The organism is Bradyrhizobium australiense, from assembly GCF_013114825.1.
Lineage (GTDB): Bacteria > Pseudomonadota > Alphaproteobacteria > Rhizobiales > Xanthobacteraceae > Bradyrhizobium > Bradyrhizobium australiense.
The window spans coordinates 437,373-459,046 of record NZ_JAAVLX010000003.1; the positions used below are offsets into that span (position 1 = coordinate 437,373).

The 21,674-nt window shown below is 63.6% G+C and carries 21 protein-coding genes; 9 read left to right on the forward strand and 12 right to left on the reverse strand.

Translation table 11 applies throughout. The features are described 5' to 3' along the window. Positions 1-90: 90 nt before the first annotated feature. Positions 91-1,779, forward strand: a complete 1,689-nt coding sequence (locus tag HCN58_RS09185) for a putative bifunctional diguanylate cyclase/phosphodiesterase (RefSeq protein ID WP_171579034.1) — start codon at positions 91-93, stop codon at positions 1,777-1,779. Between the two features lie 246 nt (positions 1,780-2,025). On the opposite strand, the gene phaR is transcribed toward HCN58_RS09185, so the two are convergent. Beyond that, complete coding sequence (gene phaR, locus HCN58_RS09190) at positions 2,026-2,625, reverse strand: polyhydroxyalkanoate synthesis repressor PhaR (RefSeq protein WP_171579035.1); 600 nt, start codon at positions 2,623-2,625, stop codon at positions 2,026-2,028. Between the two features lie 320 nt (positions 2,626-2,945). On the opposite strand from phaR, the gene HCN58_RS09195 reads away from it, so the two are divergent. From HCN58_RS09195 to yddG, 3 genes are all read left to right on the forward strand, one after another. Beyond that, positions 2,946-4,124, forward strand: a complete 1,179-nt coding sequence (locus HCN58_RS09195) for an acetyl-CoA C-acetyltransferase (RefSeq protein ID WP_171579036.1) — start codon at positions 2,946-2,948, stop codon at positions 4,122-4,124. A gap of 206 nt (positions 4,125-4,330) precedes the next feature. Next, positions 4,331-5,056 carry an acetoacetyl-CoA reductase gene (gene phbB, locus HCN58_RS09200; RefSeq protein ID WP_171579037.1) on the forward strand — a complete coding sequence of 242 codons (726 nt, stop codon included), beginning with the start codon at positions 4,331-4,333 and terminating at the stop codon, positions 5,054-5,056. Between the two features lie 103 nt (positions 5,057-5,159). Continuing rightward, on the forward strand, positions 5,160-6,029 hold the full coding sequence (gene yddG / locus HCN58_RS09205; protein ID WP_171579038.1) for an aromatic amino acid exporter YddG: 870 nt from the start codon (positions 5,160-5,162) through the stop codon (positions 6,027-6,029). A 78-nt stretch (positions 6,030-6,107) separates the two neighbouring features. Here yddG and HCN58_RS09210 read toward each other — a convergent pair whose 3' ends face one another. After that, positions 6,108-6,542: a cupin domain-containing protein gene (locus HCN58_RS09210; RefSeq protein ID WP_376701162.1), complete on the reverse strand. Its 435-nt coding sequence runs from the start codon at positions 6,540-6,542 to the stop codon at positions 6,108-6,110. Next, complete coding sequence (gene gloB / locus HCN58_RS09215) at positions 6,542-7,309, reverse strand: hydroxyacylglutathione hydrolase (RefSeq protein WP_171579039.1); 768 nt, start codon at positions 7,307-7,309, stop codon at positions 6,542-6,544. Before gloB ends, HCN58_RS09210 begins: the two co-directional genes overlap by 1 nt. A 120-nt stretch (positions 7,310-7,429) precedes the next feature. Here gloB and HCN58_RS09220 point away from each other — a divergent pair, with 120 nt between their 5' ends. After that, a complete protein-coding gene (locus tag HCN58_RS09220; RefSeq protein WP_171579040.1) occupies positions 7,430-8,176 on the forward strand; it encodes a methyltransferase domain-containing protein in 747 nt (248 codons plus the stop codon). Positions 8,177-8,321: 145 nt separating this feature from the next. Here the strand turns inward: HCN58_RS09220 and HCN58_RS09225 are convergent, their stop codons facing one another. The 5 genes from HCN58_RS09225 to HCN58_RS09245 all read right to left on the reverse strand — a co-directional run bounded on the left by HCN58_RS09225 (position 8,322) and on the right by HCN58_RS09245 (position 15,570). Beyond that, positions 8,322-9,059, reverse strand: coding sequence for a DUF4167 domain-containing protein (locus HCN58_RS09225; protein ID WP_171579041.1), 738 nt, complete (start codon positions 9,057-9,059; stop codon positions 8,322-8,324). A 490-nt stretch (positions 9,060-9,549) separates the two neighbouring features. Further along, positions 9,550-10,431, reverse strand: coding sequence for a peptide chain release factor N(5)-glutamine methyltransferase (prmC, locus tag HCN58_RS09230; RefSeq protein ID WP_171579042.1), 882 nt, complete (start codon positions 10,429-10,431; stop codon positions 9,550-9,552). 163 nt (positions 10,432-10,594) lie between these two features. After that, complete coding sequence (gene prfA, locus HCN58_RS09235; protein WP_171579043.1) at positions 10,595-11,674, reverse strand: peptide chain release factor 1; 1,080 nt, start codon at positions 11,672-11,674, stop codon at positions 10,595-10,597. 56 nt (positions 11,675-11,730) lie between these two features. Further along, positions 11,731-13,998: a phosphoenolpyruvate--protein phosphotransferase gene (ptsP, locus tag HCN58_RS09240; protein WP_171579044.1), complete on the reverse strand. Its 2,268-nt coding sequence runs from the start codon at positions 13,996-13,998 to the stop codon at positions 11,731-11,733. 318 nt (positions 13,999-14,316) lie between these two features. Further along, complete coding sequence (locus HCN58_RS09245) at positions 14,317-15,570, reverse strand: aspartate kinase (RefSeq protein ID WP_171579045.1); 1,254 nt, start codon at positions 15,568-15,570, stop codon at positions 14,317-14,319. A 176-nt stretch (positions 15,571-15,746) separates the two neighbouring features. Here HCN58_RS09245 and HCN58_RS09250 point away from each other — a divergent pair, with 176 nt between their 5' ends. The 3 genes from HCN58_RS09250 to HCN58_RS09260 all read left to right on the forward strand — a co-directional run bounded on the left by HCN58_RS09250 (position 15,747) and on the right by HCN58_RS09260 (position 18,132). Beyond that, positions 15,747-16,226, forward strand: coding sequence for a PH domain-containing protein (locus HCN58_RS09250; RefSeq protein ID WP_171579046.1), 480 nt, complete (start codon positions 15,747-15,749; stop codon positions 16,224-16,226). Positions 16,227-16,229: 3 nt separating this feature from the next. Then, a complete protein-coding gene (gene ubiG / locus HCN58_RS09255) occupies positions 16,230-16,997 on the forward strand; it encodes a bifunctional 2-polyprenyl-6-hydroxyphenol methylase/3-demethylubiquinol 3-O-methyltransferase UbiG (protein WP_171579047.1) in 768 nt (255 codons plus the stop codon). Between the two features lie 235 nt (positions 16,998-17,232). Next, positions 17,233-18,132, forward strand: a complete 900-nt coding sequence (locus tag HCN58_RS09260) for a DMT family transporter (protein WP_171579048.1) — start codon at positions 17,233-17,235, stop codon at positions 18,130-18,132. Between the two features lie 111 nt (positions 18,133-18,243). Here the strand turns inward: HCN58_RS09260 and HCN58_RS09265 are convergent, their stop codons facing one another. From HCN58_RS09265 to HCN58_RS09280, 4 genes are read right to left on the reverse strand one after another with little or no spacing between them, the layout of a single operon-like run. Continuing rightward, positions 18,244-18,714: a DUF1178 family protein gene (locus tag HCN58_RS09265; RefSeq protein ID WP_171579049.1), complete on the reverse strand. Its 471-nt coding sequence runs from the start codon at positions 18,712-18,714 to the stop codon at positions 18,244-18,246. Further along, a complete protein-coding gene (locus tag HCN58_RS09270; protein ID WP_171579050.1) occupies positions 18,711-19,589 on the reverse strand; it encodes a carbon-nitrogen hydrolase family protein in 879 nt (292 codons plus the stop codon). The genes HCN58_RS09265 and HCN58_RS09270 overlap by 4 nt, the downstream gene beginning before the upstream one ends. After that, a complete protein-coding gene (gene grxC / locus HCN58_RS09275; protein WP_171579051.1) occupies positions 19,586-19,858 on the reverse strand; it encodes a glutaredoxin 3 in 273 nt (90 codons plus the stop codon). Before grxC ends, HCN58_RS09270 begins: the two co-directional genes overlap by 4 nt. 29 nt (positions 19,859-19,887) lie before the next feature. Next, complete coding sequence (locus HCN58_RS09280) at positions 19,888-20,697, reverse strand: ComF family protein (RefSeq protein WP_171579052.1); 810 nt, start codon at positions 20,695-20,697, stop codon at positions 19,888-19,890. A gap of 77 nt (positions 20,698-20,774) precedes the next feature. On the opposite strand from HCN58_RS09280, the gene HCN58_RS09285 reads away from it, so the two are divergent. After that, the gene (locus tag HCN58_RS09285; protein ID WP_171579053.1) at positions 20,775-21,620 is read left to right on the forward strand and encodes a methyltransferase domain-containing protein; all 846 of its coding nucleotides are present in this window, start codon (positions 20,775-20,777) and stop codon (positions 21,618-21,620) included. Positions 21,621-21,674 lie beyond the last annotated feature (54 nt).

Here is a 21,674-nt window from a genome sequence, read left to right on the forward strand (position 1 = left end):
TCAACTTTGCCTAGCCTCTCGTTCGAAACAGCCACTACCCTTAAGGATAGTGGGAATCACCCGGCCGGTGTCCCGAATCGAGGCGATCTGATGCCCCCTGTCCCGGAAGCCTCCAGCATTCTCGCCTCGCTAGGCCAGGCGGCTTTCGTCTGGGACCTGATAGCGGACACCATCGCCTGGAGCGACAATGCCGGCGCGGTTTTCACCGACATTCCGGCGGAGGCGCTGGCGAGTGGCGCCGGGTTCGCCAGGCTGATCGAGCCCTCCCGATCGATCCGGACGGACGCCCTCGCTCAATCGGTGCCGCCGCGGGCCGGCGAAGGCGTCGCCTACCGGGTCGAATATGGCGTGCGAGCCTCAAGCTCCGCGCCGGTACTCTGGATCGAGGAAACCGGTTGCTGGTTTGCAGGGTCCGACGGCAAGCCAGTGCGTGCGCAAGGCATTGTCCGCATCAACAATGAGCGCCGTGCCCGCGACGAGCAATTGCTGAAGCTCTCGAGGCACGATCCGTTGACCGGTGAACTCAATCGCACGCATCTCGTCGCCTCGCTGGCGGAAGCGATCGAGGAAGCCATGCGTCTCCGATCGACTTGTGCCTTCATGCTGATCGGCATCGATCATTTGGCGCGCGTCAACGACGCCTTCGGCTTCGACGTCGCGGACGCCGTGATTGCCGAAATCGGAAAACGCATCCGCGCCAAGCTGCGCGGCGGCGACGTGCTCGGGCGGTTCTCCGGCAACAAGTTCGGGCTGATCCTGAGGAACTGCACCGTCGACGACACCAATATCGCGGCCGAACGCTTCCTGGCCGGGATCCGCGACGAGGTAATCCCGACCAAATCCGGCCCCGTCTCGGTGACGGCATCGATCGGCGCGATCAGCATCCCCCGTTACGCCCGCAATGCCGATGAGGCCGTCAACCGCGCCCAGGAAACGCTAGATGCCGCCAAGCGCCGCCGCGCCGGATCGTTCTCACTGTGGAAGCCGAACGTCGAGCGCGACGCCCAGCGCCGCGTCAACATCCGCGTCACCGACGAGATCGTCACTGCGCTGAACGAGCGCCGCATCGTCACCGCCTTCGAGCCCGTGGTCGAAGCGCGCTCGCGGCAGCCGGCATTCTATGAATGCTTGGTGCGGATGGAGCAGGAGGACGGGCAGGCGCTGCTGGCGCCCGATATCGTTCCGGTCGCCGAGCGATTGGGCCTGATCCGGCTGGTCGATCACCGCGTGCTCGAACTCGCGGTCGCCGAACTCGCGGCGTCGCCGAACGTGCGGCTCAGCCTCAACATCTCGCCCGACACCACCATGGACCCGGATTGGTGGACCGGAATCGAATCGCTGATGCACGCCCATCCCGGCGCCGGCGAGCGGCTGATTGTCGAGATCACCGAGACGGTTGCGATCCAGGATATTGACGATATCAGGGGCTTCATCACACGACTTAAAAATTTCGGCAGCCAGATCGCGATTGACGATTTCGGCGCTGGCTACACCTCATTTCGAAACCTGCGCAAGCTCGGCGTCGATATCGTGAAGATCGACGGCGCGTTCGTGCAGAACATCGCGCGCTCCGCAGACGATCGCGCTTTCGTGCATACGCTGATCGATCTGGCGAACCGCCTGCAGATCAAGACGGTGGCGGAATGGGTGCAGGACGAGGAAGCCGCCGTGATGCTGCGCGAATGGGGCTGCGATTACATCCAGGGTCGCCTGATCGGGCTGGCGTCGCCGCAACGGCCATGGGCGGTGCCGGATAGCGCGTTGCCCGCGGCGGGCTAGCCGTCGTCCCCGCGAACGCGGGGACCCATATGCCGCGGCCCTGCAATGGTGCAATCGGGTAGACGGCTTCGCTAAACAATCAACAATAGTGGTTATGGGTCGCTGCGCTCGCAGGGACGACGTGTGGAGAGAGTCGCGTAGCCCGGATGGAGCGAAGCGCAATCCGGGGAAACTCAATCCATCTGCGCGGTGGTCCCGGATTTCGCTTCGCTCCATCCGGGCTGCGAGACTACGAGGCTCGAAGCCTTACTCTTCCTTCTTCGGTTCTTTCGACATGCGCTCGAGGCGTTCCTGCATGTCCTTCATCTGACGGCGAAGATCGTCGATATTGTCTTCTTCGGGCGCCGGCTCCGGCACCTTCTCGGATTCGGTCGTGGTCGATCCGGCGCGCGGCGGCACGAACGGCTTGAACATCGAGAACGTCTGCTGAAATAATTCCATGTTGCGGCGGACGTGTTCTTCGAGCGGCGCAAACGGCGTGCCGCTGAACGTGTTGGTGAGCTGCTTGCGGAATTTTTCCTGCTCGCGCGTCAGCGTATCGATCGACTGTTCGAGATATTTCGGCACCACCAGCTGCATGCTGTCGCCGTAGAAGCGGATCAACTGCCGCAGGAAAGTGGTGGGCAACAGATTTTGTCCGGCCTTGTTTTCCTGTTCGAAGATGATCTGCGCCAGCACCTGGCGCGTAATGTCGTCGCCGGTCTTGGCGTCGTAGACGAGAAAATCCTCGCCTTCCTTCACCATCGCGGCGAGATCCTCGAGCGTCACATAGGTGCTGGTGCCGGTATTATAGAGCCGCCGGTTGGCGTACTTCTTGATGGTCGTAGGTTGGTCTGACTTTGCCATAAGCTCACACATCGACACCGAGAGCGGGGAACCCGGCGGCTTCGCCGACGGGCAGACGAGCAACGCAAACGCAGCAAAGTAAGCATTTTCAATGCGGTTCGGCTACCGTTTTGTGCGGCACGGTTAATTCCAAGGCATGGACGCTGCTATGGAAACCCCCACGGGGATCAATTTGAATGCGCCGCGGCAGGAATTTAGGCCTTGGCCGATTGACATGGGTCAATGGGGTTAACAGGATAAGGTGAGAGACAGGCTCGCCATCCGGCCCGCCCGCCGTCGAAGAAACCCTCAAGCCCAAGAAACCCCATAAGGAGATGTCCATGTCAGACGATGTCGTCATCGTCAGCGCCGCCCGCACTCCGGTCGGCAGCTTCAACGGCGCGTTCGCCACCACCCCGGCCCATGACCTCGGCGCCATCGCCATCAAGGCCGCGCTGGAGCGGGCGGGTGTCGAGCCGGGACAGGTATCCGAAGTCATCATGGGCCAGATCCTGACCGCGGCGCAGGGCCAGAACCCGGCCCGCCAGGCCTCGATCAATGCCGGCATTCCGGTGGAGAGCCCGGCTTGGGGCGTCAACCAGCTCTGCGGCTCGGGCCTGCGCTCGGTCGCGCTCGGCTACCAGGCACTGCTGAACGGCGATTCCTCGATCGTCGTCGCGGGCGGCCAGGAATCGATGAGCATGGCCCCGCATGCGCAATATCTGCGTGGCGGCGTCAAGATGGGCGGCCTGGAGCTGGTCGACACCATGATCAAGGACGGCCTGTGGGATGCCTTCAACGGATATCACATGGGCAACACCGCCGAGAACGTCGCCAAGCAGTGGCAGATCACCCGAGCGCAGCAGGACGAGTTCGCCGTCAGCTCGCAGCAGAAGGCCGAGGCCGCGCAGAAAGCCGGCAAGTTCAAGGACGAGATCACCGCCGTCACCATCAAGACCCGCAAGGGCGACGTCGTGGTCGACACCGACGAATATCCCCGTCACGGCGCGACGATCGAGGCGATGGCCAAGCTGAAGCCAGCCTTCGAGAAGGACGGCACCGTGACCGCCGGCAGCGCATCGGGGATTAATGACGGTGCGGCCGCCGTGGTGCTGATGACCGCCAAGGAAGCAGCCAGGCAGGGCAAGAAGCCGCTTGCCCGCATCGTCTCATGGGGCCAGGCCGGCGTCGATCCCAAGATCATGGGTACCGGCCCGATCCCTGCCTCGCGCACTGCGCTGAAGAAGGCCGGCTGGAACGTCGGCGACCTTGACCTGATCGAGGCCAACGAGGCTTTCGCGGCGCAGGCCTGCGCGGTCAACAAAGATCTCGGCTGGGATACCAGCAAGGTCAACGTCAACGGCGGCGCGATCGCGATCGGCCACCCGATCGGTGCGTCGGGCGCGCGTGTGCTGGTGACGCTGTTGCACGAGATGCAGAAGCGCGACGCGAAGAAAGGCCTTGCCACGCTGTGCATCGGCGGCGGCATGGGCATCGCGATGTGCGTCGCACGCGACTGAACCAAAGGCAGAGTGATCGGTTGAATGATGAAAAGATCATCTCGCAACCGCGGCTCGAATTGGTAAAGATGAAATGCCCGGTCTCGCGCCGGGCATTTTCATCTCCGTAAGCGTTTTCAAGAACGCTTCAAACCTGAAGATTGAGCGTCGTCAAAAGACCGGGACAATTCCGGCGTACTAAGAAGATTACCAAGGAGGACTACGACATGGCACGTGTTGCATTGGTTACGGGGGGTACGAGGGGCATTGGTGCTGCAATCAGCAAGGCGCTGAAAGCTGCGGGCTACAAGGTTGCGGCGAGCTACGCCGGCAATGATGCCGCCGCCGAGAAGTTCAAGGCCGAGACCGGCATCCCCGTCTACAAATGGGACGTCAGCTCGTTCGACGCCTGCGCCGAGGGCGTCAAAAAGGTCGAGGCCGATCTCGGGCCGATCGACGTGCTCGTCAACAATGCCGGCATTACCAAGGACGGGGCCTTCCACAAGATGACGCTCGATCAATGGAACGCGGTGATCAACACCAATCTTGGCTCGCTGTTCAACATGACGCGCCCGGTGATCGAGGGCATGCGCGCCCGCAAATTCGGCCGCATCATCAACATCTCCTCGATCAATGGCCAGAAGGGACAGTTCGGCCAGGTCAACTATTCCGCCGCCAAGGCCGGCGACATCGGCTTCACCAAGGCGCTCGCGCTGGAGAACGCCAAAGGCGGCGTCACCGTGAACGCGATCTGCCCCGGCTACGTCAACACCGAGATGGTGCAGGCGGTGCCGAAGGAGGTGCTCGAGAAGAGCATTCTGCCGCTGATCCCGGTCAACCGCCTCGGCGAGCCCGAGGAAATCGCCCGCGCGGTGGTGTTCCTCGCCGCCGATGAGGCCGGCGGCATCACCGGCTCGACCATGACGATCAACGGCGGGCAGTACATGGTGTGATGTTCTCTCGTCATTGCGAGGAGCGATAGCGACGAGGCAATCCATCTTGGCTATACAGGCAAGAAGGATGGATTGCTTCGCTTCGCTCGCAATGACGAAACTCATGCCCCCCCGCACCGCCACGCTGATCGGACTGACCGCGATCCTGATGTGGTCGCTGCTCTCGGTCCTTACGGTCGCGACCGGCAAGATCCCGGCTTTCCAGCTCGCGGCGATGACGTTTGCGATCGGTGCCCTGGTTGCCTTTGCCAGCTTCCTGTTCCGGCCCGCCGCCTTTGGCGCCATGAAGCAGCCGCCAGTCGCCTGGGTCGTCGGCGTCGGCGGATTGTTCGGCTATCACGCGCTGTATTTTCTCGCATTGCGCTACGCGCCGCCGGCGGAAGCCGGCCTGCTGAACTATCTCTGGCCGCTCCTGATCGTGCTGTTCTCGTCTCTGTTGCCGGGCGAGCGGCTGGCGCCACATCACATCATCGGTGCGCTGCTCGGGCTTGCCGGCACGGTGCTGCTGTTCGCCGGCAATGGCGCGAGCTTTGCGCCCGGCCAGATCCCGGGGCTGGCGGCGGCCTTCGTCGCCGCGTTCGTGTGGGCCGCCTATTCGGTGATGTCGCGCAAGCTCAAAGCGGTGCCGACCGACGCGGTGGCCGGCTTCTGCCTTGTCACCGCGCTGCTGGCGGCACTGGTCCATGGCATGGTGGAGAAGACGGTCTGGCCGGAAACGGCCGGGCAGTGGCTTTCCGTCATGGCGCTCGGCGTCGGCCCGGTCGGCGCCGCGTTCTTTGTCTGGGACATCGGCATGAAGCGCGGCGACATCCGCGTGCTCGGAGCCGCGTCCTACGCAACGCCTTTGCTATCGACGTTGTTTCTGATCCTCGCCGGCTTTGCGCAGCCGACCGCCACGATCGCCATTGCCGCGATCCTGATCGCCGGCGGCGGCCTGATCGCGGCGAAGGACATGGTGTGGAAGAAGACGTAGGATGGGTAGAGCGGGAAGCGAAACCCATCACTTTTCACGAGGCGGCGATTGATGGGTATCGCTTCCGCTCCACCCATCCTACGAAGATGGCGACCAGCCCGGTTCGGCGAGCTCAAATTTCGCAAACTCGAACCCGGGCGCGACGGTGCATCCGACCAGCGTCCAATCGCCGTTGCTTGCAGCGGACTGCCAGGCGTGCGGAGGCACAACAGCTTGCGGAACTTCGCCGTCAGCCAGATCTGGCCCAAGTCTGACGCTGCGTCGGCCGCTGTCGTCGGCGATCTGCAGCATCAGGGACGCGCCCGCGTAGTAGTGCCAGGTCTCGACCGCATCGATGCGATGCCAGTGCGAGCGTTCGCCGCGCGCCAACAAAAAATAGATCGCGGTCGATCGCGATCGCCCGGCGGCGTCGACGCTTTCATCGCGAAACGTCTCGCGATAATGCCCGCCTTCGGGATGCGGCTTCAGGTCGAGCCGCGCGATGATCTCGGCGGCTTGTTTCGGCAGCGCCATCAGGACTTGTTCTTGCGCTCGCGCAATTCGCCGAAAACTTCGGCGGCGCCGGCGCCCTTCATGTGCAGCTTGGCCGCCACCGACGGTTCGTCGGCGCGCAGGAACACGTTGGCCTTTTTCTCCTCGCCCAGCAGCACCGGGATCGTCGGCTTGTTGTCCGCGCGCAGCCGCGTTACTTCCTCGGCGCGCGCCCGCAGCGCCGGATTGTCGCCGTCGACCGTGAGCGCGAACTTGACGTTTGCGGCGGTATATTCATGGCCGCAATAGAGATTGAAATCGTCCGGCAGCGCACGGAGCTTCAACAGCGAATCCCACATCATCGGATAATTGCCCTCGAACACTCGGCCGCAGCCGATCGAGAACAGCGTGTCGGCGGCGAACACCGCCTTTTCCGCGTCGAATACGTATGAGATATGGTCAAGCGTATGGCCGGGCGTTTCCAGCACCCGCGCCAGCAGACTTCCCACCTTGATCACGTCGCCATGGGCCGCGCGCAGGTCGACATTGGCAATCTTGGTGGACTTGTCATGCGGAGCAACAACGCGGCAATCATATTTCTGCTTCAGCTCGGCGATGCCGCCGACATGGTCGTGATGGTGATGAGTGACGAGAATATCCGTCAGCGTCCAGCCTTCGCGCTCCAGTGCCTTGATGATCGGGCCGGCTTCCGGCGCGTCGATCGATGCGGTGGCCTTGGTCGCGGGATCGTGGATCAAATAGCCGAAATTGTCGTTGAGACAGGTGAAGGTGCGAATTTCCGCGGCCATGACAGCTCCTGATTTCAGGCTTTCAGCCCCATCAATCCGAAAGAAATATGGCGTTAACGCTCGCGCGGCAATGCCATTTTCGGCGCGCCGCAATGAAACACGGTGTGGTAGATTGCGCTCATGACCATCGACGTCATCGATCTCCGCGACTTCTATTCGCAGCGCCTCGGTATCGTGGCACGGCAGTTGATCAACCGCGGCATCCGGGCGCGCTGGCCCGATGCAGCGGGGCAGCGGGTGCTGGGCCTCGGCTATCCGACGCCCTATCTCGGCCTGTTTCGCGAAGATTCTGAACGCTGCATCGCTTTCATGCCGGCGGCACAGGGCGTCCTGAAATGGCCGACGGGGCGGCCGGCGCTGGCTACCCTGATCGATGAATTTTCGATGCCGCTGCCGGACGCCGCGGTGGATCGGATCCTGCTGGTTCACGCACTGGAAATGTCCGATGATCCGGAGCGCTTGCTACGCGAGGTGTGGCGTGTGCTGGCGCCCTCCGGCCGCCTGATTGCCGTGATCCCGAATCGGCGCGGCGTGTGGACGCGCACCGACAATACGCCGTTCGGTCACGGCCGGCCCTATTCGCGCGCGCAGATCACGCAATTGCTGCGGCAGACCTGGTTCACGCCGGCATCGTGGGGCGAGGCGCTATTCCTTCCGCCGCTCGGCAATAGCTGGTTTCTGCGTTCGGCGATGGCGTGGGAGCGTGTCGGCGCCGCGCTGTCGCTGCCGTTCGCCGGCGTCCATATCGTGGAAGCGACCAAACAGGTCTATCGCGCGATCCCCGCGGGCCGCGAACGCGCGCGATTGATTCCGTCGCTGGAGCCGGTGCTGGTGCCGTCATCGACGGCAACGCGGGACAAGGCGTAATCTCGAGCTGTCGTCCCTGCGAACGCAGGGACCCATAACCACAATTGGCATTTGTCTGAAAAGATCGTCCGCTCGCGTGCATTAAACAAAGGCCGCGGCGTATGGGTCCCTGCGTTCGCAGGGACGACGATTGTGGGTGAACTACTTACTCATTCCCCGGATTGAAATCTTCGCTCGGGGCGGCAGGCGCGGCCATGCTGTCGGGACGCGGGCCATGCGGCCGGCGCCGCCGCCGCGGGAAGCGCTCGCCGCGGCCCTCTTCATACCCGCCGGGCGCGCCGTTCACCTGCGGCTGCGGGCCGGTGATGAAGGAGGGCAGGCGATCGACGCCGCCGGTATCGGCAATCACCGGCTGCGGCTGGGGTTGCGGCTGATATTGCGGCTGCGCACGATGCTCGCGCTCGCGATGGTGTTCGCGCGGCTGCTGATCGCGCTGGTGAGGCTGATTGTCGCCACGCTGTTCACGCGGATTGTTGTCGCGGATGTAGGGCTGCGGCTGCTGCGGGACGAAGCCCGGCTCCTGGCCGAAATGCGAGAAGCTCTCGCCATCATCGTCGCCGTCTTCCGCCGGCTGCATTTCGGTGTCAATGCGTGGCTGCGGCTGGTTCTGCCGGAACTGCTCCTGCGCGGCGGCGATCAGGCGGAAGTAATGTTCGGCGTGCTGGTAGTAATTCTCGGCCGCGACCGGATCGCCGGAAGAGCGCGCGTCGCGCGCCAGCTGCACGTATTTTTCGGCGACATGCGAAGCGGTGCCGCGGATCTTGATGTCCGGGCCGTTCGATTCGAACACCCGGGTCATCGGGTTCTGACCGCGCCGGCCATCGTTCCGGTTACTGCCTTGATTCCGGTTACGCATCCGCTTGTTGTTTTGACCGTTTCTCATGTCTCGCCTTTATTCCAGCCCTGAAGTTATGCAGTTACCGTCGTAGCCTGATCCGATCCGGCGCGCGCTTAGGCGCACCGAATCACGATGCCGTTCAAATTCATGTCGTCGATTTCGCCAACCATCGCGTTCAGCAAAGACGCGTTCCCCACTCGGCGGCGTACATTCGCGCGCCGGATCAAATCATTCAGCCTGCCAAAACCAGCCTAATCGTCTTGCGTGACGGCTTCGCGTGACTGGCTGTTGCGTAAGTCTTCAATCGCAATATCAGGCTTTCGTTCGCTTGGCGGTCGAGAGCAGCACAGCTCCAGCTATTGCGCTCAATTCGACCTGCGTTTTGGAACCTTTCACCCGGCGGGCTCTCGTTTCGAGAACTCTGGCCTCACCCGTACGATCTTACGGGGCCAGCAACCCTGGACCGATGTTGTGAGCGGAACGTAGTCGCTCCGGGGGAATATTCCAAGGGGTTTTTTTGCGTTCCAAAGGGACTTTATCGGGCCATTTTGTGGCCCGCGACCGCCCTCGGAATGCCCGCCAGATCGGCCTTGGGGGCCGTTGCAGGCGTTAACCCTGCGGCCGCCATCAGGGCCCGAATCTGGCTGCTTTGACCTTGACCAGCCTCCACGACCAAAGGTGCGCCCGGGGCGAGGAGGCCAGCCGCCTGTGGAATCAACCCGCGGTAGGCCTCCAGCCCGTCGCAGCCACCATCGAGTGCGACGAGCGGATCGTATTTCCTGACCTCCGCGGCGAGGCCGCCAATGTCCGCTGTGCGGATATAGGGTGGATTCGAGACGATCAGATCGAACGGGCCCGACAGTCCGCTGGCGTAGTCGCAGGCGACGAACGTCGCGCGCGCCGAGAGGCCAGCGCGTGCCGCGTTGGCCGAGGCGGTCTGCAAGGCGGCCTCCGAAATATCGGTCCCGAATCCTTGCGCCGCCGGCAATTCCGACAATAGCGCGAGCAGGATCGCGCCGGAGCCGGTGCCGAGATCGGCGATGCGCAACGCGCGATCAAGGTTCCCCCCGGCGCGCAACAATTCCAGCGAAAGTTCGACCACTGTCTCGGTATCGGGCCGCGGCACGAGCGTTGCGGACGAGAGTTGTAAGGGCAGCCCCCAGAATTCCTTATGCCCGAGAATGCGGGCGACCGGTTCTCCCGCGAGGCGACGGCAGGCGAACTCCTCAAGGCGTGCCGATTCATCCGAGGTGAGCTCGCGCTGTGCGGCCGATATCAAGCCGGTCAGGTCCAGGCCAAGTGCATGGCCTGTCAGAATCCGCGCGTCGAGTTCGGCGGATTCGATGGCTGCGGTTTTGAGTCTCACTGCGAGCGCGCGCCGCGCGGCCTCGACGGTTTGGCTGGCGAAGGAGCTCATGCGGCGTTCTCGCGCAAATCCCTCCACGCATCGTCCCTGCGCACGCAGGGACCCATATGCCGCGGCCTATCGATTAAGGCGGTGCGGGTTAATGGCTTGGGCAACAACGAAGCGCTGTGGTTATGGGTCCCTGCGTTCGCAGGGACGACGGCGAAGTTGTCACTCACGCCGCCGCGCCTTGCGCGGCGAGCTGCGCGGCCTGGTGCTCGGTCGTCAGCGCGTCGATCAATTCGCCCAGCGCTTCGCCCGAAATCACCTGCGGCAATTTATAGAGCGTCAGATTGATGCGGTGATCGGTGACGCGGCCTTGCGGGAAATTATAGGTGCGGATGCGCTCGCTTCGGTCGCCGGAGCCGACCTTCTCCTTGCGGTCGGCGGAGCGCGCCGCGTCGACGCGCTGGCGCTCGGCGTCGTAGATGCGCGAGCGCAGGATATTCATGGCGGAGGCGCGATTCTTGTGCTGCGAGCGGCTGTCCTGCATCATCACCACGATGCCCGTCGGAATATGGGTAATGCGGATCGCCGATTCGGTCTTGTTGACGTGCTGGCCGCCGGCGCCTTGCGCACGCATGGTCTCGATGCGCAGATCCTCGTTCTTGATATCGACATCGACGTCCTCGACCTCTGGCAGCACCGCGACGGTAGCGGCGGAAGTGTGAATCCGTCCTTGCGTCTCGGTGTCGGGCACGCGCTGCACGCGGTGCACGCCGGATTCGAACTTCAGCTTGGCGAACGCGCCGCGGCCCTGCACCTCGGCGATGATTTCCTTGAAGCCGCCCATGGTGCCTTCCGAGGCCGAGATCACCTCGACCTTCCAGCCCTGCAAGGCGGCAAACCGCTCATACATCCGGAACAGATCCCCGGCGAACAACGAGGCCTCGTCGCCGCCGGTGCCGGCGCGGATTTCCAGCATCACGTTGCGGTCGTCCATGGCGTCCTTGGGCAATAACGCCACGCGAATCTTCTGCTCGAGGTCAGCGATGCGGGCCTGCAGCGTTTCGAGCTCGGCTTCGGCCATGCTGCGCATTTCGGGATCGGTGCCGGCGTCAGCCAGGAGCGATTCGGCGCCCGCAATCTCGGCCCGCGCCGTGCGATAGGACTTGACCGCATCGATCAGCGGATTGAGCTCGGCGAGCTCGCGCGTGATCTGGACGTATTTTTCGGAATTCACCTGACCCAGCAGCTCAGCCTCTAGCGAGGCATGATGGGCAAGCAGGATATCGAGTTTGGCTTCGGGCAACATGGCGTATTTCTCAGGCGGCGGATGCGGAGAGGTGGCGTTGTCGGGACAGAGCCTCGCTACAACGACAATCCCTCGGCTTCTGCGAATTCCGTCAGTTTCTGCCGGATCGAGACGCTGCCGGCCGGCGCGTCGAGCAGCGGCATCATGACAGCCTCGGCCTTTTTGGCGTCGAGATCGAGGATCATCGCCTTCACCGGGCCATGCCCGGTGGCGGACAGCGACAGCGAGCGATAGCCAAGCGCAATCAGCGCCAGCGCGCCAAGCGGCTTTGAGGCCATCTCGCCGCATAACGAGGCCGTTTTCTTCGCCGCCTGTGCCTTGCGCACGATGTCGCGCAGCGCGCGCAGGATCGGCGCGGACATGGTGTCGAACCGATCGGAAACCTTTGCGTTGCCGCGGTCGACCGCGAACATGAACTGGAATAGGTCGTTCGATCCGACCGAGACGAAATCGACCTTCTTCAAGAGTTCGTCGAGTTGATAGAGCAGCGCCGGCACTTCCACCATGGTGCCGACGTCGATACGTTCGGGCAGCGCATGGCCATGCTGGCGCAGATAGGTCAGCTCGCGCTCGACGATGGCCTTGGCCTGGTCGAACTCGGCGACATCGGAAATCATCGGGAACATGATCTTCAGCGCACGGCCGCCGCCGGCCCGCAGCAGGGCGCGAATTTGGCCGCGCAGCAGTCCCGGCCGGTCGAGCCCGAGCCTGATCGCGCGCCAGCCGAGCGCCGGGTTTTCCTCGATCACACTCTCCATATAGGGCAACGCCTTGTCGCCGCCAATGTCGAGGGTGCGGAACGTGACCGGCTTGGTGCCGGCGGCGTCCAGCACGGTGCGATAGAGGGCGAGCTGATCGGAAGAGCGCGGCAGGCTCTGGCCGACCATGAACTGCAACTCGGTGCGGAACAGCCCGATGCCGGCGCTGCCGGTGTCGTCGATATGTGGCAGGTCGATGACGAGGCCGGCATTGATCATCAGTTCGACCGGCTGGCCGTCCTTGGTGACGCAGGGCTTGTCGCGCAGCGCGGCATACTGCGCCTGCCGCCGCGCACGAAACCGCACCCGCTCGGCATAGGCCGATTCGATCTCGGCCGAGGGGCGGACATAGATCGAGCCCGAGGTGCCGTCGACGATGATGGCGTCGCCGGGATCGGCGATGCCGGGCGCGTTCGGGATTTCGCCGACCGCAGGGATTCCGAGCGCGCGCGCCACGATCGAGACGTGGGAGTTGGCGGTGCCTTCCTCCAGCACCAGGCCGCGCAGCCGCTTGCGGTCGTAGTCGAGCAGCGCCGCCGGTCCCATCGCGCGCGCGATCAGGATGGCATTCTCGGGAAGCTGCTCGCGCGAGGGCGCGTGATCCTGCCCGACCAGTTGCCGCATCAGGCGATGGCCGAGATCTTCCAGGTCGTGCAGGCGGTCGCGCAAATAAGGATCGGTCGAGCGCAGCATCCGCGCGCGGGTATCGGACTGCACGCGCTCGACGGCGGCTTCTGCCGTGAGGCCGGTGGCGACCGCCTCATGCAGTTTGTGCGACCAGCCGTGATCGTTTGCAAACATCCGGTAGGCTTCCAGCACGTCCCGGTGTTCGCCGCTGTCGGCGACGTCGCCGCGCTCCAGCATGCGGTCGAGATCGGCACGCAGCTTTGTCAGCGCCGCGTCCAGTTTCTTGATTTCCTTCGGAAGGTCTTCGGCGATGTAGTTGGTGATGACGACGCGCGGCTCGTGCAGCACGACATGGCCGAGCGCGATGCCGTCGGAGAGGATCGCGCCGGTCTTGTGCAGGGAATGCCGCGCCGCCGGTTCCGCGCCCGGTTGCGCCAGCGCCGCCAGTTCGCCCGAAGCGATCATCTCCGCCAGCACCATGGCGGTGGTCTGCAGCGCCTCGACCTCTTCCTCGACATAGGTGCGCTTGGCGCGGTTCTGCACGACCAGCACGCCGAGCGTGTTGCCGGCGCGCAGGATCGGCACGCCGAGGAACGAATGGTAGATCTCTTCGCCGGTTTCCGGGCGGAACGAGAACGCCGGATGGCTCTGCGCGTCCGAGAGGTTGAGGGGGCTCGCTTCACTGGCGACCAGACCGACGAGGCCCTCATGCGCGTTCAGCACCGTGCGGTGCACCGCGTCGCGGTTCAGACCCTCAGTGGCATAGAGTTCGAGCGTGTTATCGATGCGCAGCACGTAACAGGAGCAGACCTCGGCCACCATGTTGGCCGCGATCAGCACCACGATCTTGTCCAGGCGTTCCTGCGCCGAGACCTTCTCCGCCATGGTTTCGCGGAGCCGTCTCAACAAGACGCGGGGACCTCCCGACGTGCTCCGCATGTGCTGGTATCCTCCCCCGTGAGGCCAGCCGCCGGGTGGCCGGTAGCTGGCGTGAAACGCACGAAAAACAACAATTTTATTCATTCGGCGCTGCCGCAGGCACGGGATCCCGGCCGAATCGAGATCGCCAAACCGTGGCGCAGTTTGCAGCAACCACCTCACAGGCCGTATAGCCAATCGAGGCTTGCTTTGCCAAGCAAAACGCCTGCCAGAAGCAATAACGTGTGTGTCAGGGCAATGCTGCGCCAGCGAAGCGTGATCTGCCAAACCAGGCCGGTTAGGCGATCCGGCCATGCTAAAATTTAACAGAAAATAGTTCTAAGCTTGGTCGAGTCCGTAGAGCGTGTGCAGCGTGCGCACCGCGAGTTCGGTATAGGCGGCGTCGATCAGCACCGAAAACTTGATTTCCGAGGTGGTGATGGCGCGGATATTGATGTTGCGTTCCGACAGTGCCTTGAACGCCTTTGCCGCGACACCGGCATGGCTGCGCATGCCGCTGCCGATCACCGAGACCTTCGACACGTCGGTGGCGCTGTCGAGCCGGGCGTAGCCGATCTTGCCTTTCGACGAGGTGATGGTGTCGCGCGCGCGGTTATAGTCGGAGGCCGGAACGGTGAAGGTGAGGTCGGTGGTCTTGCCGTCCTCCGAGACGTTCTGCACGATCATATCGACATTGATGTTGGCGTCGGCCAGCGGACCGAAGATCGCGGCGGCGACGCCCGGCTTGTCCTCGATCTGGCGGAGCGAAATCTGGGCTTCGTCCTTGGAGAAGGCGATGCCGGTGACGACGTGGCTTTCCATGATTTCCTCCTCGCTGCAGATCAGCGTGCCCGGCGGCGTGCCGTGCGGGTCGATATCCTCGGGCTTGTCGAAGCTGGAACGGACGAACACGGGCACGTTGTGCACCATGCCGAGTTCCACCGAGCGCACCTGCAGGACCTTGGCGCCCAGCGAGGCCAGTTCCAGCATGTCCTCGAAGGCGATCTTGTCGAGCCGCCGAGCCTTGGGAACCACCCGCGGATCGGTGGTGTAGACGCCGTCAACATCGGTATAGATATCGCAGCGGTCGGCGTGGATGGCGGCGGCGATGGCCACCGCCGAGGTATCCGAACCGCCGCGCCCGAGCGTGGTGATGCGGTTGGTCTGCGGATTGATCCCCTGGAAGCCGGCAATGACGGCGACTTCCTTGCGATCCTTGAAGCGGGTGGTGATCTCGCTGCCGTCGATCTCAAGGATCCGCGCCGAGGCGTGGGCGTCGGAGGTCCGGATCGGGATCTGCCAGCCCTGCCAGGAGCGGGCCTGGATGCCCATGCCCTGCAGCACGATCGCGAGCAGGCCCGAGGTCACCTGCTCGCCGGATGCCACCACGGCGTCATATTCGCGCGCATCATGCAGCGGCGAGGCGTCGCCGCACCAGTCCACCAGCTCGTTGGTCTTGCCGGCCATGGCCGACACGACGACAGCGACGTCGTGCCCGGCATCGACTTCGCGCTTGACGTGACGCGCGACGTTGCGGATTCGGTCGATGTTGGCGACGGAGGTACCGCCGAATTTCATCACGAGGCGGCCCATGACGTCGTGTGCATTCCCTGTGAGGATAAGTAAGGTGACCCGCACGGAAAGTGGAGCGCCCGGGCCGAAAGCGGCGTATACATAGCGGCGCGGTCCGGGGCAAGCACCCCCGGTTCCGTTTTCGACCCAAAAATGGCGCAAATTGCTGTGGTCGCGGGTTAATTCAGGACGAGCGTATGGGGCGTTACATCGATGAAATCCTGCAGCCCGGGGAAAGGGTGCTGTATTCGACCAACGCGCACTGGATGTTCTATCTGCCGGCGATCGGAGCCTGGATCGTGGCGATCGTGTTTCTGGTGCTGGCCCGCATCGTCACTCCCGACGCGCTGATGCTGCTTTGCCTGGCTGTCGCCGCCATCGCCGGGCTTGCAGCGTTGTATTTAACCGCGAAAGCCTGGTTCCATCGCTGGACCACCGAGACCGACGTCACCAATATGCGGATCGTCCACAAGACCGGATTCATCACGCGCAAGACGTTCGAGATGAGCCTCGACAAGGTCGAGAGCGTGGACGTCGACCAGAGCATTCTCGGTCGTATTCTCAACTACGGCAACGTCACGGTTCACGGCGTCGGCGAAGGCGAAGAGACCATTTCCACCATTTCGTCGCCGCTGGCGTTTCGCAATGCCATCACGACACGACCGGTCGGCACCTGAACCATGGCCATCCAGCAGAATTCTCCCGCCGGTTTGTCGGGCAAGGGATCTACCGTCGACCCCGCCGAGGTCGCGAAATTTTCGAAATTGTCGGACGAATGGTGGGACCCCAAGGGCAAGATGGCCCCACTGCACAAGATCAACCCGCTGCGGCTCGCCTATATCAGGGACGCCGCCTGCCGCAAGTTTGAGCGTAACGCCAGAAGTTTGAGTTGCCTCTCGGGCTTGCGGATCCTCGATATCGGTTGCGGCGCCGGCTTGTTGTGCGAGCCGTTGACGCGGCTGGGCGCGCAGGTGATCGGGATCGACCCGTCGGCGACCAACATTGCGGCCGCCAGGCTGCACGCCGACAAGGGCCATCTATCTATCGATTATCGCTGCACTACCGTCGAGGAGATAGACCACCACGAGCGGTTCGACATCGTGCTGGCGATGGAAGTGATCGAGCATGTCACCGATGTCGGCGCGTTCCTCGCCCGCTGCGCGGCCATGGTCAAGCCGGGCGGGATGATGGTGGTCTCGACGCTGAACCGTAACTGGAAGAGCTTTGCGCTCGCGATCGTCGGTGCCGAATATGTGCTGCGTTGGCTGCCGCGCGGCACCCACCAATGGGACAAGTTCGTCACCCCCGACGAGCTCGCCCAGCACCTCGCCAATAACCGCCTCACCATCACCGAGCAGGCCGGCGTGGTCTACAACCCGCTCGCCGACCGATGGAGCATCTCGTCCGACATGGACGTGAATTACATGGTGGTGGCGGAAGGGATGTAGGCTACTCCTTATCGTCCTCGCTGCGAACGCAGGGACCCATAACCACGTGTGCTCGTTGTCGCGCGAAAGCCGTCGATCAGCGCAATTTGATTGAGAAGCCTCGGCGTATGGATCCCTGCGTTCGCAGGGACGACGGCAGGTTTGTGGCCCGAGCGCAATCCTGTCATGACGCCGCTCCCGTTGACCTAGCCCATCTCGCCCGGCACGGTGCGGCAGCTTCCTGCCGGTATCCTCCATGTTTTCCGTCGCCACGCTCTGGATTCCCTTCACTATCATCGCTGCGCTCGGGCAGGTCGCGCGCAACGCGATGCAGCGGTCGTTGACGGGGCCGCTCGGGACTTGGGGCGCCACCAACATCCGCTTTCTGTTCGGCTTTCCGTTCTCTCTGGTGTTCTTCGCGCTCGTGGTGGCGTTGACCGGCGACGCCGTTCCGTGGCCGACGGCTGTGTTCTGGCCATGGCTGCTGCTGGGTGCACTGAGCCAAATCGTCGGCACAGGCATGATGCTCCTTGCGATGAACGACCGTTCCTTCGTAGTGACGACGGCTTATTTGAAGACCGAGGCAATCCAGACTGCGATCTTCGGATTCATCTTTCTCAGCGACCATTTGACGGTGCTGAAGGTGATCGCGATCCTGATCGCAACCGCCGGCGTGGTCATCGCCGCGCTGCGACCCGGCTCCGAGAAGGGCTTTGCGGATTTGAAGCCGACGCTGCTGGGCCTCGCCGCCGCCGCGGCATTCGCGCTGTCGGCTGTCGGCTTTCGCGGCGCAGTCATCGTCGTGCCTGGCGTCTCCTTCGTCACCGCGGCGTCCTACACGCTGGTGCTCGGCCTGTTCGTGCAAACGCTGGTGCTGACGATCTATCTGCTCGCCCGCGCGCCTGATGTGCTGATGAAGATTTTCGGTCTGTGGCGGCCCTCGATGCTCGCCGGCTTCATGGGCGCGTTCGCCTCGCAATTCTGGTTTTTGGCGTTTGCGTTGACGGCGGCCGCAAACGTGCGCACGCTGGCGCTGGTTGAGGTGCTGTTCGCGCAGGCCGTGTCGTATTATTCGTTCAAGCAGCCGCTATCGGCGCGTGAACTGTCGGGCATAGTGCTGATCGTGATCGGCGTGGCGCTGCTGGTGGCGGTTTGATTCGGGAATCGTAGGGGTGGGCAAAGGCGCATTGCGCCGTGCCCACTAATCTCAATTCGCGCGAGATAATGGTGGCACGCTGTCGCTTTGCCCACCCTACACGATAGAACATCAATTCCTGTCGTCCGGCAGCACCGGCAGCGGCGAAACTTCGACCCCTTCATCGATCAGCGCGCGCGCCTCATCCGGCGAGGCTTCGCCGTAGATCGGGCGATGCTCGATGTCGCCGTAATGCATCTTGCGCGCTTCGTTGGGGAAGCGCTCGCCGACATTGTCGGCATTTTTCACGATGTGGTCGCGCAATTCCTTCAGCTTGGCGCGCAGCTCGCGCTCCTGTGCCATCAACAGCGGCGTCGATTCCGATCCGGTTACTTCCGCAGGCGCGGCCGGCGTGGGCGCGGCTTGCTCGCGGCCCTTCTTGCTGACGATCTGCGGAGCCATGATGGCGCGCTCGACCTTCACCGAGCCGCAATTCGGGCAGCTCACCAGCCTGCGCTTTTCCTGGCTCTCATAGGCCGCGGAGCTTTGAAACCAGCTTTCGAAAGCATGGCCCTTCTCGCAGCGAAGGTTGTAGCGGATCATGCCGAGCCCCGGACGACGTGCAGATGCTCGGGGCCGGCCTTGGGATCGGCAATGCCGAAGCGCCTGCCATGCTGCAGCGACGGCACGGCTCGCCGAGCAGTCTCGACTTTGGATGTATCGATCTCGGCAAGGAACACGCCGGGCTCGATGCCGCCCTCGGCGAGAATTTCGCCCCAGGGCGCGACGATCAGCGAATGGCCGTAGGTCTCGCGCTTGTTCTCGTGCATGCCGGCCTGCGCGGCTGCGAACACGAAGCAGCCGTTCTCGATGGCGCGGGCGCGCAACAGCGTGTGCCAATGCGCCTCGCCGGTCTTCCTGGTAAAGGCCGACGGGACCGTGAGGAATGACGCGCCGGCTTCGGCCAGCGCCCGATAGAGCGCGGGGAAGCGTACGTCGTAGCAGATCGTCAGCCCGATCCGGCCCCATGGCAGGTCCGAGATCACGGCAGTCTCGCCCGGCTGGTAGTTGGCGGATTCGCGATAGCTCTCGCCGCCGGGCAGATCGATATCGAACATATGGATCTTGTCGTAGCTGGCCAGCAGATTGCCGTCAGGCCCGATCAGAAACGAGCGGTTGACGGCGCGTTCCGGCGAGAAGCGCAGCGCCAGCGAGCCGATATGGAGATGGATCTTCAATTCCGCCGCCAGCGCGCGATAGGCCTTCAGCGAGAGATCGTCTTCTTCCGAGGCGAGATGTTCGAACAGCGCCTTGCGGTTCAGTTGCATCATGTTGCTCACCTCGGGCGTGAGCACGTAGTCAGCGCCTTGTGCGGCGGCCTCGCGAATCAGTCTGACGCCCTGCTCGAGGCTCGGTTCGGGCAGCAACCCGGTGCGCATCTGCACCATGGCAGCGGTGAAGGTGGAACCAGCGCTCATGAAGGGGCCTTTTCTCCCGCCAGCAACGTGTCGAGCTTGCCCGCGCGGTCGAGTGCATAAAGCTCGTCACAGCCGCCGACATGGGTTGTGCCGATGAAGATCTGCGGAAAGGTCGAGCCGTGCCCGGCGCGCTCGTACATCTGCTCGCGATAGGCCGGGTCGGCGGCGACGTTCAGTTCCGTGAACGCGGCGTTCTTGCGCGCCAGCAGCGATTTGGCGGCGGTACAGTAGCCGCAGCCCGGGCGGGTATAGATTTCAATGGCAGTCATGGCGCGCTCTGATTTGGCAAGTCTTTGAATTATATGGGAGCCCGGTGGCTGTCCACAACCCGCGCGAATACCAGCACGTCGACCTGCGCGGCCTTGGCGCGCAGTAGCGCACGAGCGCAAGCGTCGGTCGTGGCGCCTGACGTCAGCACGTCGTCGATCAGGATGACGCGGCGGCCCTGGATGTCGGCCGCGCGGTCGGCGGCAACCTTGAAGGCGCCCTGCACATTGTTGGCACGCTGCGGCCGGGATAACCCGATCTGCTGCTCGGTCGCGCGAATGCGGCGAAGCGCCTCGGAGGCCAGTTTGACGCCGGTTTGCTGCGAAATCACCCGCGCCAGCGCGCCGGACTGGTTGTAGCGGCGGCTCCAGCCGCGCCGCCAGTGCAGGGGAACTGGGACCAACACGTCGGCCTCATCAAGCAATTCCTTGCCCGCCCGGGCCATCCAGCGGCCCATGGACGGCGCCAGATCGGTGCGGTCCTGGTACTTCAGCGCATGAACCAGCGTCCGGGCGACGTCGTCATAGCGCACCACGGCGCGGGCGCGCTGGTAGGCTGGCGGGTTGGCGATCGCCTCCATCGACAGCAATTCGGGACCGGGGTCGTAGACGAAGGGGATGCCGAGCCGCGGACAGAATGGTGGTGCGATGAACGACAGTTTCGCCCAGCATGCCGCGCAAACGCCATCGCCATCGACCGGCTCGCGGCAGGAAACGCACAGCGTCGGCAGCGCGATGTCGAGCGCGAGCCGCGGCAGATGCGCGAATGCCTCGCAGCAGGCGCTCAACGCGCCGCGCAGATGGCTGGAAATGGAGCGTGGTGGTGATGCCTCGGCGTCCATGGAGTGAGGCTAGCGGTGTCCCGCGTGCGGCTCAAGCACGGCATTGCCAGAGATAGGCAGCCAGCGTACCAACCGGCATGGCTTCGAACCCGGCCAGCGCGCCTATCCTGTTCGACCGTGCGCTGCTGCGTGCACGGATCGAGCGCGCGCGGCGCGGCGGGCCGGTGACGTTCCTGCTTGATCGCGTTAGGGAAGACTTTGAAGAGCGGCTGCAGACGGTGATGCGAAGTTTTGCCGACGTGGCTGACATCTGGACGCCGGGTGAACTCCTGCAAAAACCTTTGGCCGATCGCTTTGCGTCCATTACCGGAGTCGATGTCGATCGATCGGAGACCCTGCGCTTGCCGCCGCAATCGCTCGATCTCGTTGTTTCCGCTCTGGCTTTTCAGTTCGTCAACGATCTGCCCGGCGTGCTGGCGCAGATCCGCCGCGCGTTGAAGCCAGACGGGCTGTTGCTCGCCGCAATGATCGGCGGCGATACGCTCACCGAACTCAGGCAATCTTTTGCCGCCGCGGAAGCCGAATGCGAGGGCGGGGCGTCGCCGCGCGTCGCGCCGTTTGCCGATTTGCGCGATATCGGCGCGCTGCTGCAGCGCGCAGGGCTCGCGCTGCCGGTCACCGATGTCGATCGCGTCGTGGTGCGCTACGACAGCGCGTTTGCGCTGATGGTCGATCTCAGGCGGATGGGTGCGACCAATATTCTGATCGAGCGGCGGCGCACGCCCACCCGCCGCGCCACCATGCTGCGGATGGCGCAGATTTACAGCGAGCGTTTTGCCGATGCGGACGGCCGTGTCCGCGCGACTTTCGATGTGATCTGGCTGTCAGGCTGGGCGCCACATGAAAGCCAGCCGAAGCCGTTGCGGCCGGGATCGGCGAAAGCAAGCCTGGAAGCGGCGGTGAAGAAAACTGCTCCCAAATAGACAACCTAAAGCGGGATGAGATTAGGTTGGGCCGTGACGACGGACCATTTTTCG

Bases quoted from the DNA above. Each gene is read 5' to 3' on its own strand.
- HCN58_RS09185 (WP_171579034.1), top strand. From the start codon at position 91: ATGCCCCCTGTCCCGGAAGCCTCCAGCATTCTCGCCTCGCTAGGCCAG.
- phaR (WP_171579035.1), bottom strand. From the start codon at position 2,625: ATGGCAAAGTCAGACCAACCTACGACCATCAAGAAGTACGCCAACCGG.
- HCN58_RS09195 (WP_171579036.1), top strand. From the start codon at position 2,946: ATGTCAGACGATGTCGTCATCGTCAGCGCCGCCCGCACTCCGGTCGGC.
- phbB (WP_171579037.1), top strand. From the start codon at position 4,331: ATGGCACGTGTTGCATTGGTTACGGGGGGTACGAGGGGCATTGGTGCT.
- yddG (WP_171579038.1), top strand. From the start codon at position 5,160: ATGCCCCCCCGCACCGCCACGCTGATCGGACTGACCGCGATCCTGATG.
- HCN58_RS09210 (WP_376701162.1), bottom strand. From the start codon at position 6,542: ATGGCGCTGCCGAAACAAGCCGCCGAGATCATCGCGCGGCTCGACCTG.
- gloB (WP_171579039.1), bottom strand. From the start codon at position 7,309: ATGGCCGCGGAAATTCGCACCTTCACCTGTCTCAACGACAATTTCGGC.
- HCN58_RS09220 (WP_171579040.1), top strand. From the start codon at position 7,430: ATGACCATCGACGTCATCGATCTCCGCGACTTCTATTCGCAGCGCCTC.
- HCN58_RS09225 (WP_171579041.1), bottom strand. From the start codon at position 9,059: ATGAGAAACGGTCAAAACAACAAGCGGATGCGTAACCGGAATCAAGGC.
- prmC (WP_171579042.1), bottom strand. From the start codon at position 10,431: ATGAGCTCCTTCGCCAGCCAAACCGTCGAGGCCGCGCGGCGCGCGCTC.
- prfA (WP_171579043.1), bottom strand. From the start codon at position 11,674: ATGTTGCCCGAAGCCAAACTCGATATCCTGCTTGCCCATCATGCCTCG.
- ptsP (WP_171579044.1), bottom strand. From the start codon at position 13,998: ATGCGGAGCACGTCGGGAGGTCCCCGCGTCTTGTTGAGACGGCTCCGC.
- HCN58_RS09245 (WP_171579045.1), bottom strand. From the start codon at position 15,570: ATGGGCCGCCTCGTGATGAAATTCGGCGGTACCTCCGTCGCCAACATC.
- HCN58_RS09250 (WP_171579046.1), top strand. From the start codon at position 15,747: ATGGGGCGTTACATCGATGAAATCCTGCAGCCCGGGGAAAGGGTGCTG.
- ubiG (WP_171579047.1), top strand. From the start codon at position 16,230: ATGGCCATCCAGCAGAATTCTCCCGCCGGTTTGTCGGGCAAGGGATCT.
- HCN58_RS09260 (WP_171579048.1), top strand. From the start codon at position 17,233: ATGTTTTCCGTCGCCACGCTCTGGATTCCCTTCACTATCATCGCTGCG.
- HCN58_RS09265 (WP_171579049.1), bottom strand. From the start codon at position 18,714: ATGATCCGCTACAACCTTCGCTGCGAGAAGGGCCATGCTTTCGAAAGC.
- HCN58_RS09270 (WP_171579050.1), bottom strand. From the start codon at position 19,589: ATGAGCGCTGGTTCCACCTTCACCGCTGCCATGGTGCAGATGCGCACC.
- grxC (WP_171579051.1), bottom strand. From the start codon at position 19,858: ATGACTGCCATTGAAATCTATACCCGCCCGGGCTGCGGCTACTGTACC.
- HCN58_RS09280 (WP_171579052.1), bottom strand. From the start codon at position 20,697: ATGGACGCCGAGGCATCACCACCACGCTCCATTTCCAGCCATCTGCGC.
- HCN58_RS09285 (WP_171579053.1), top strand. From the start codon at position 20,775: ATGGCTTCGAACCCGGCCAGCGCGCCTATCCTGTTCGACCGTGCGCTG.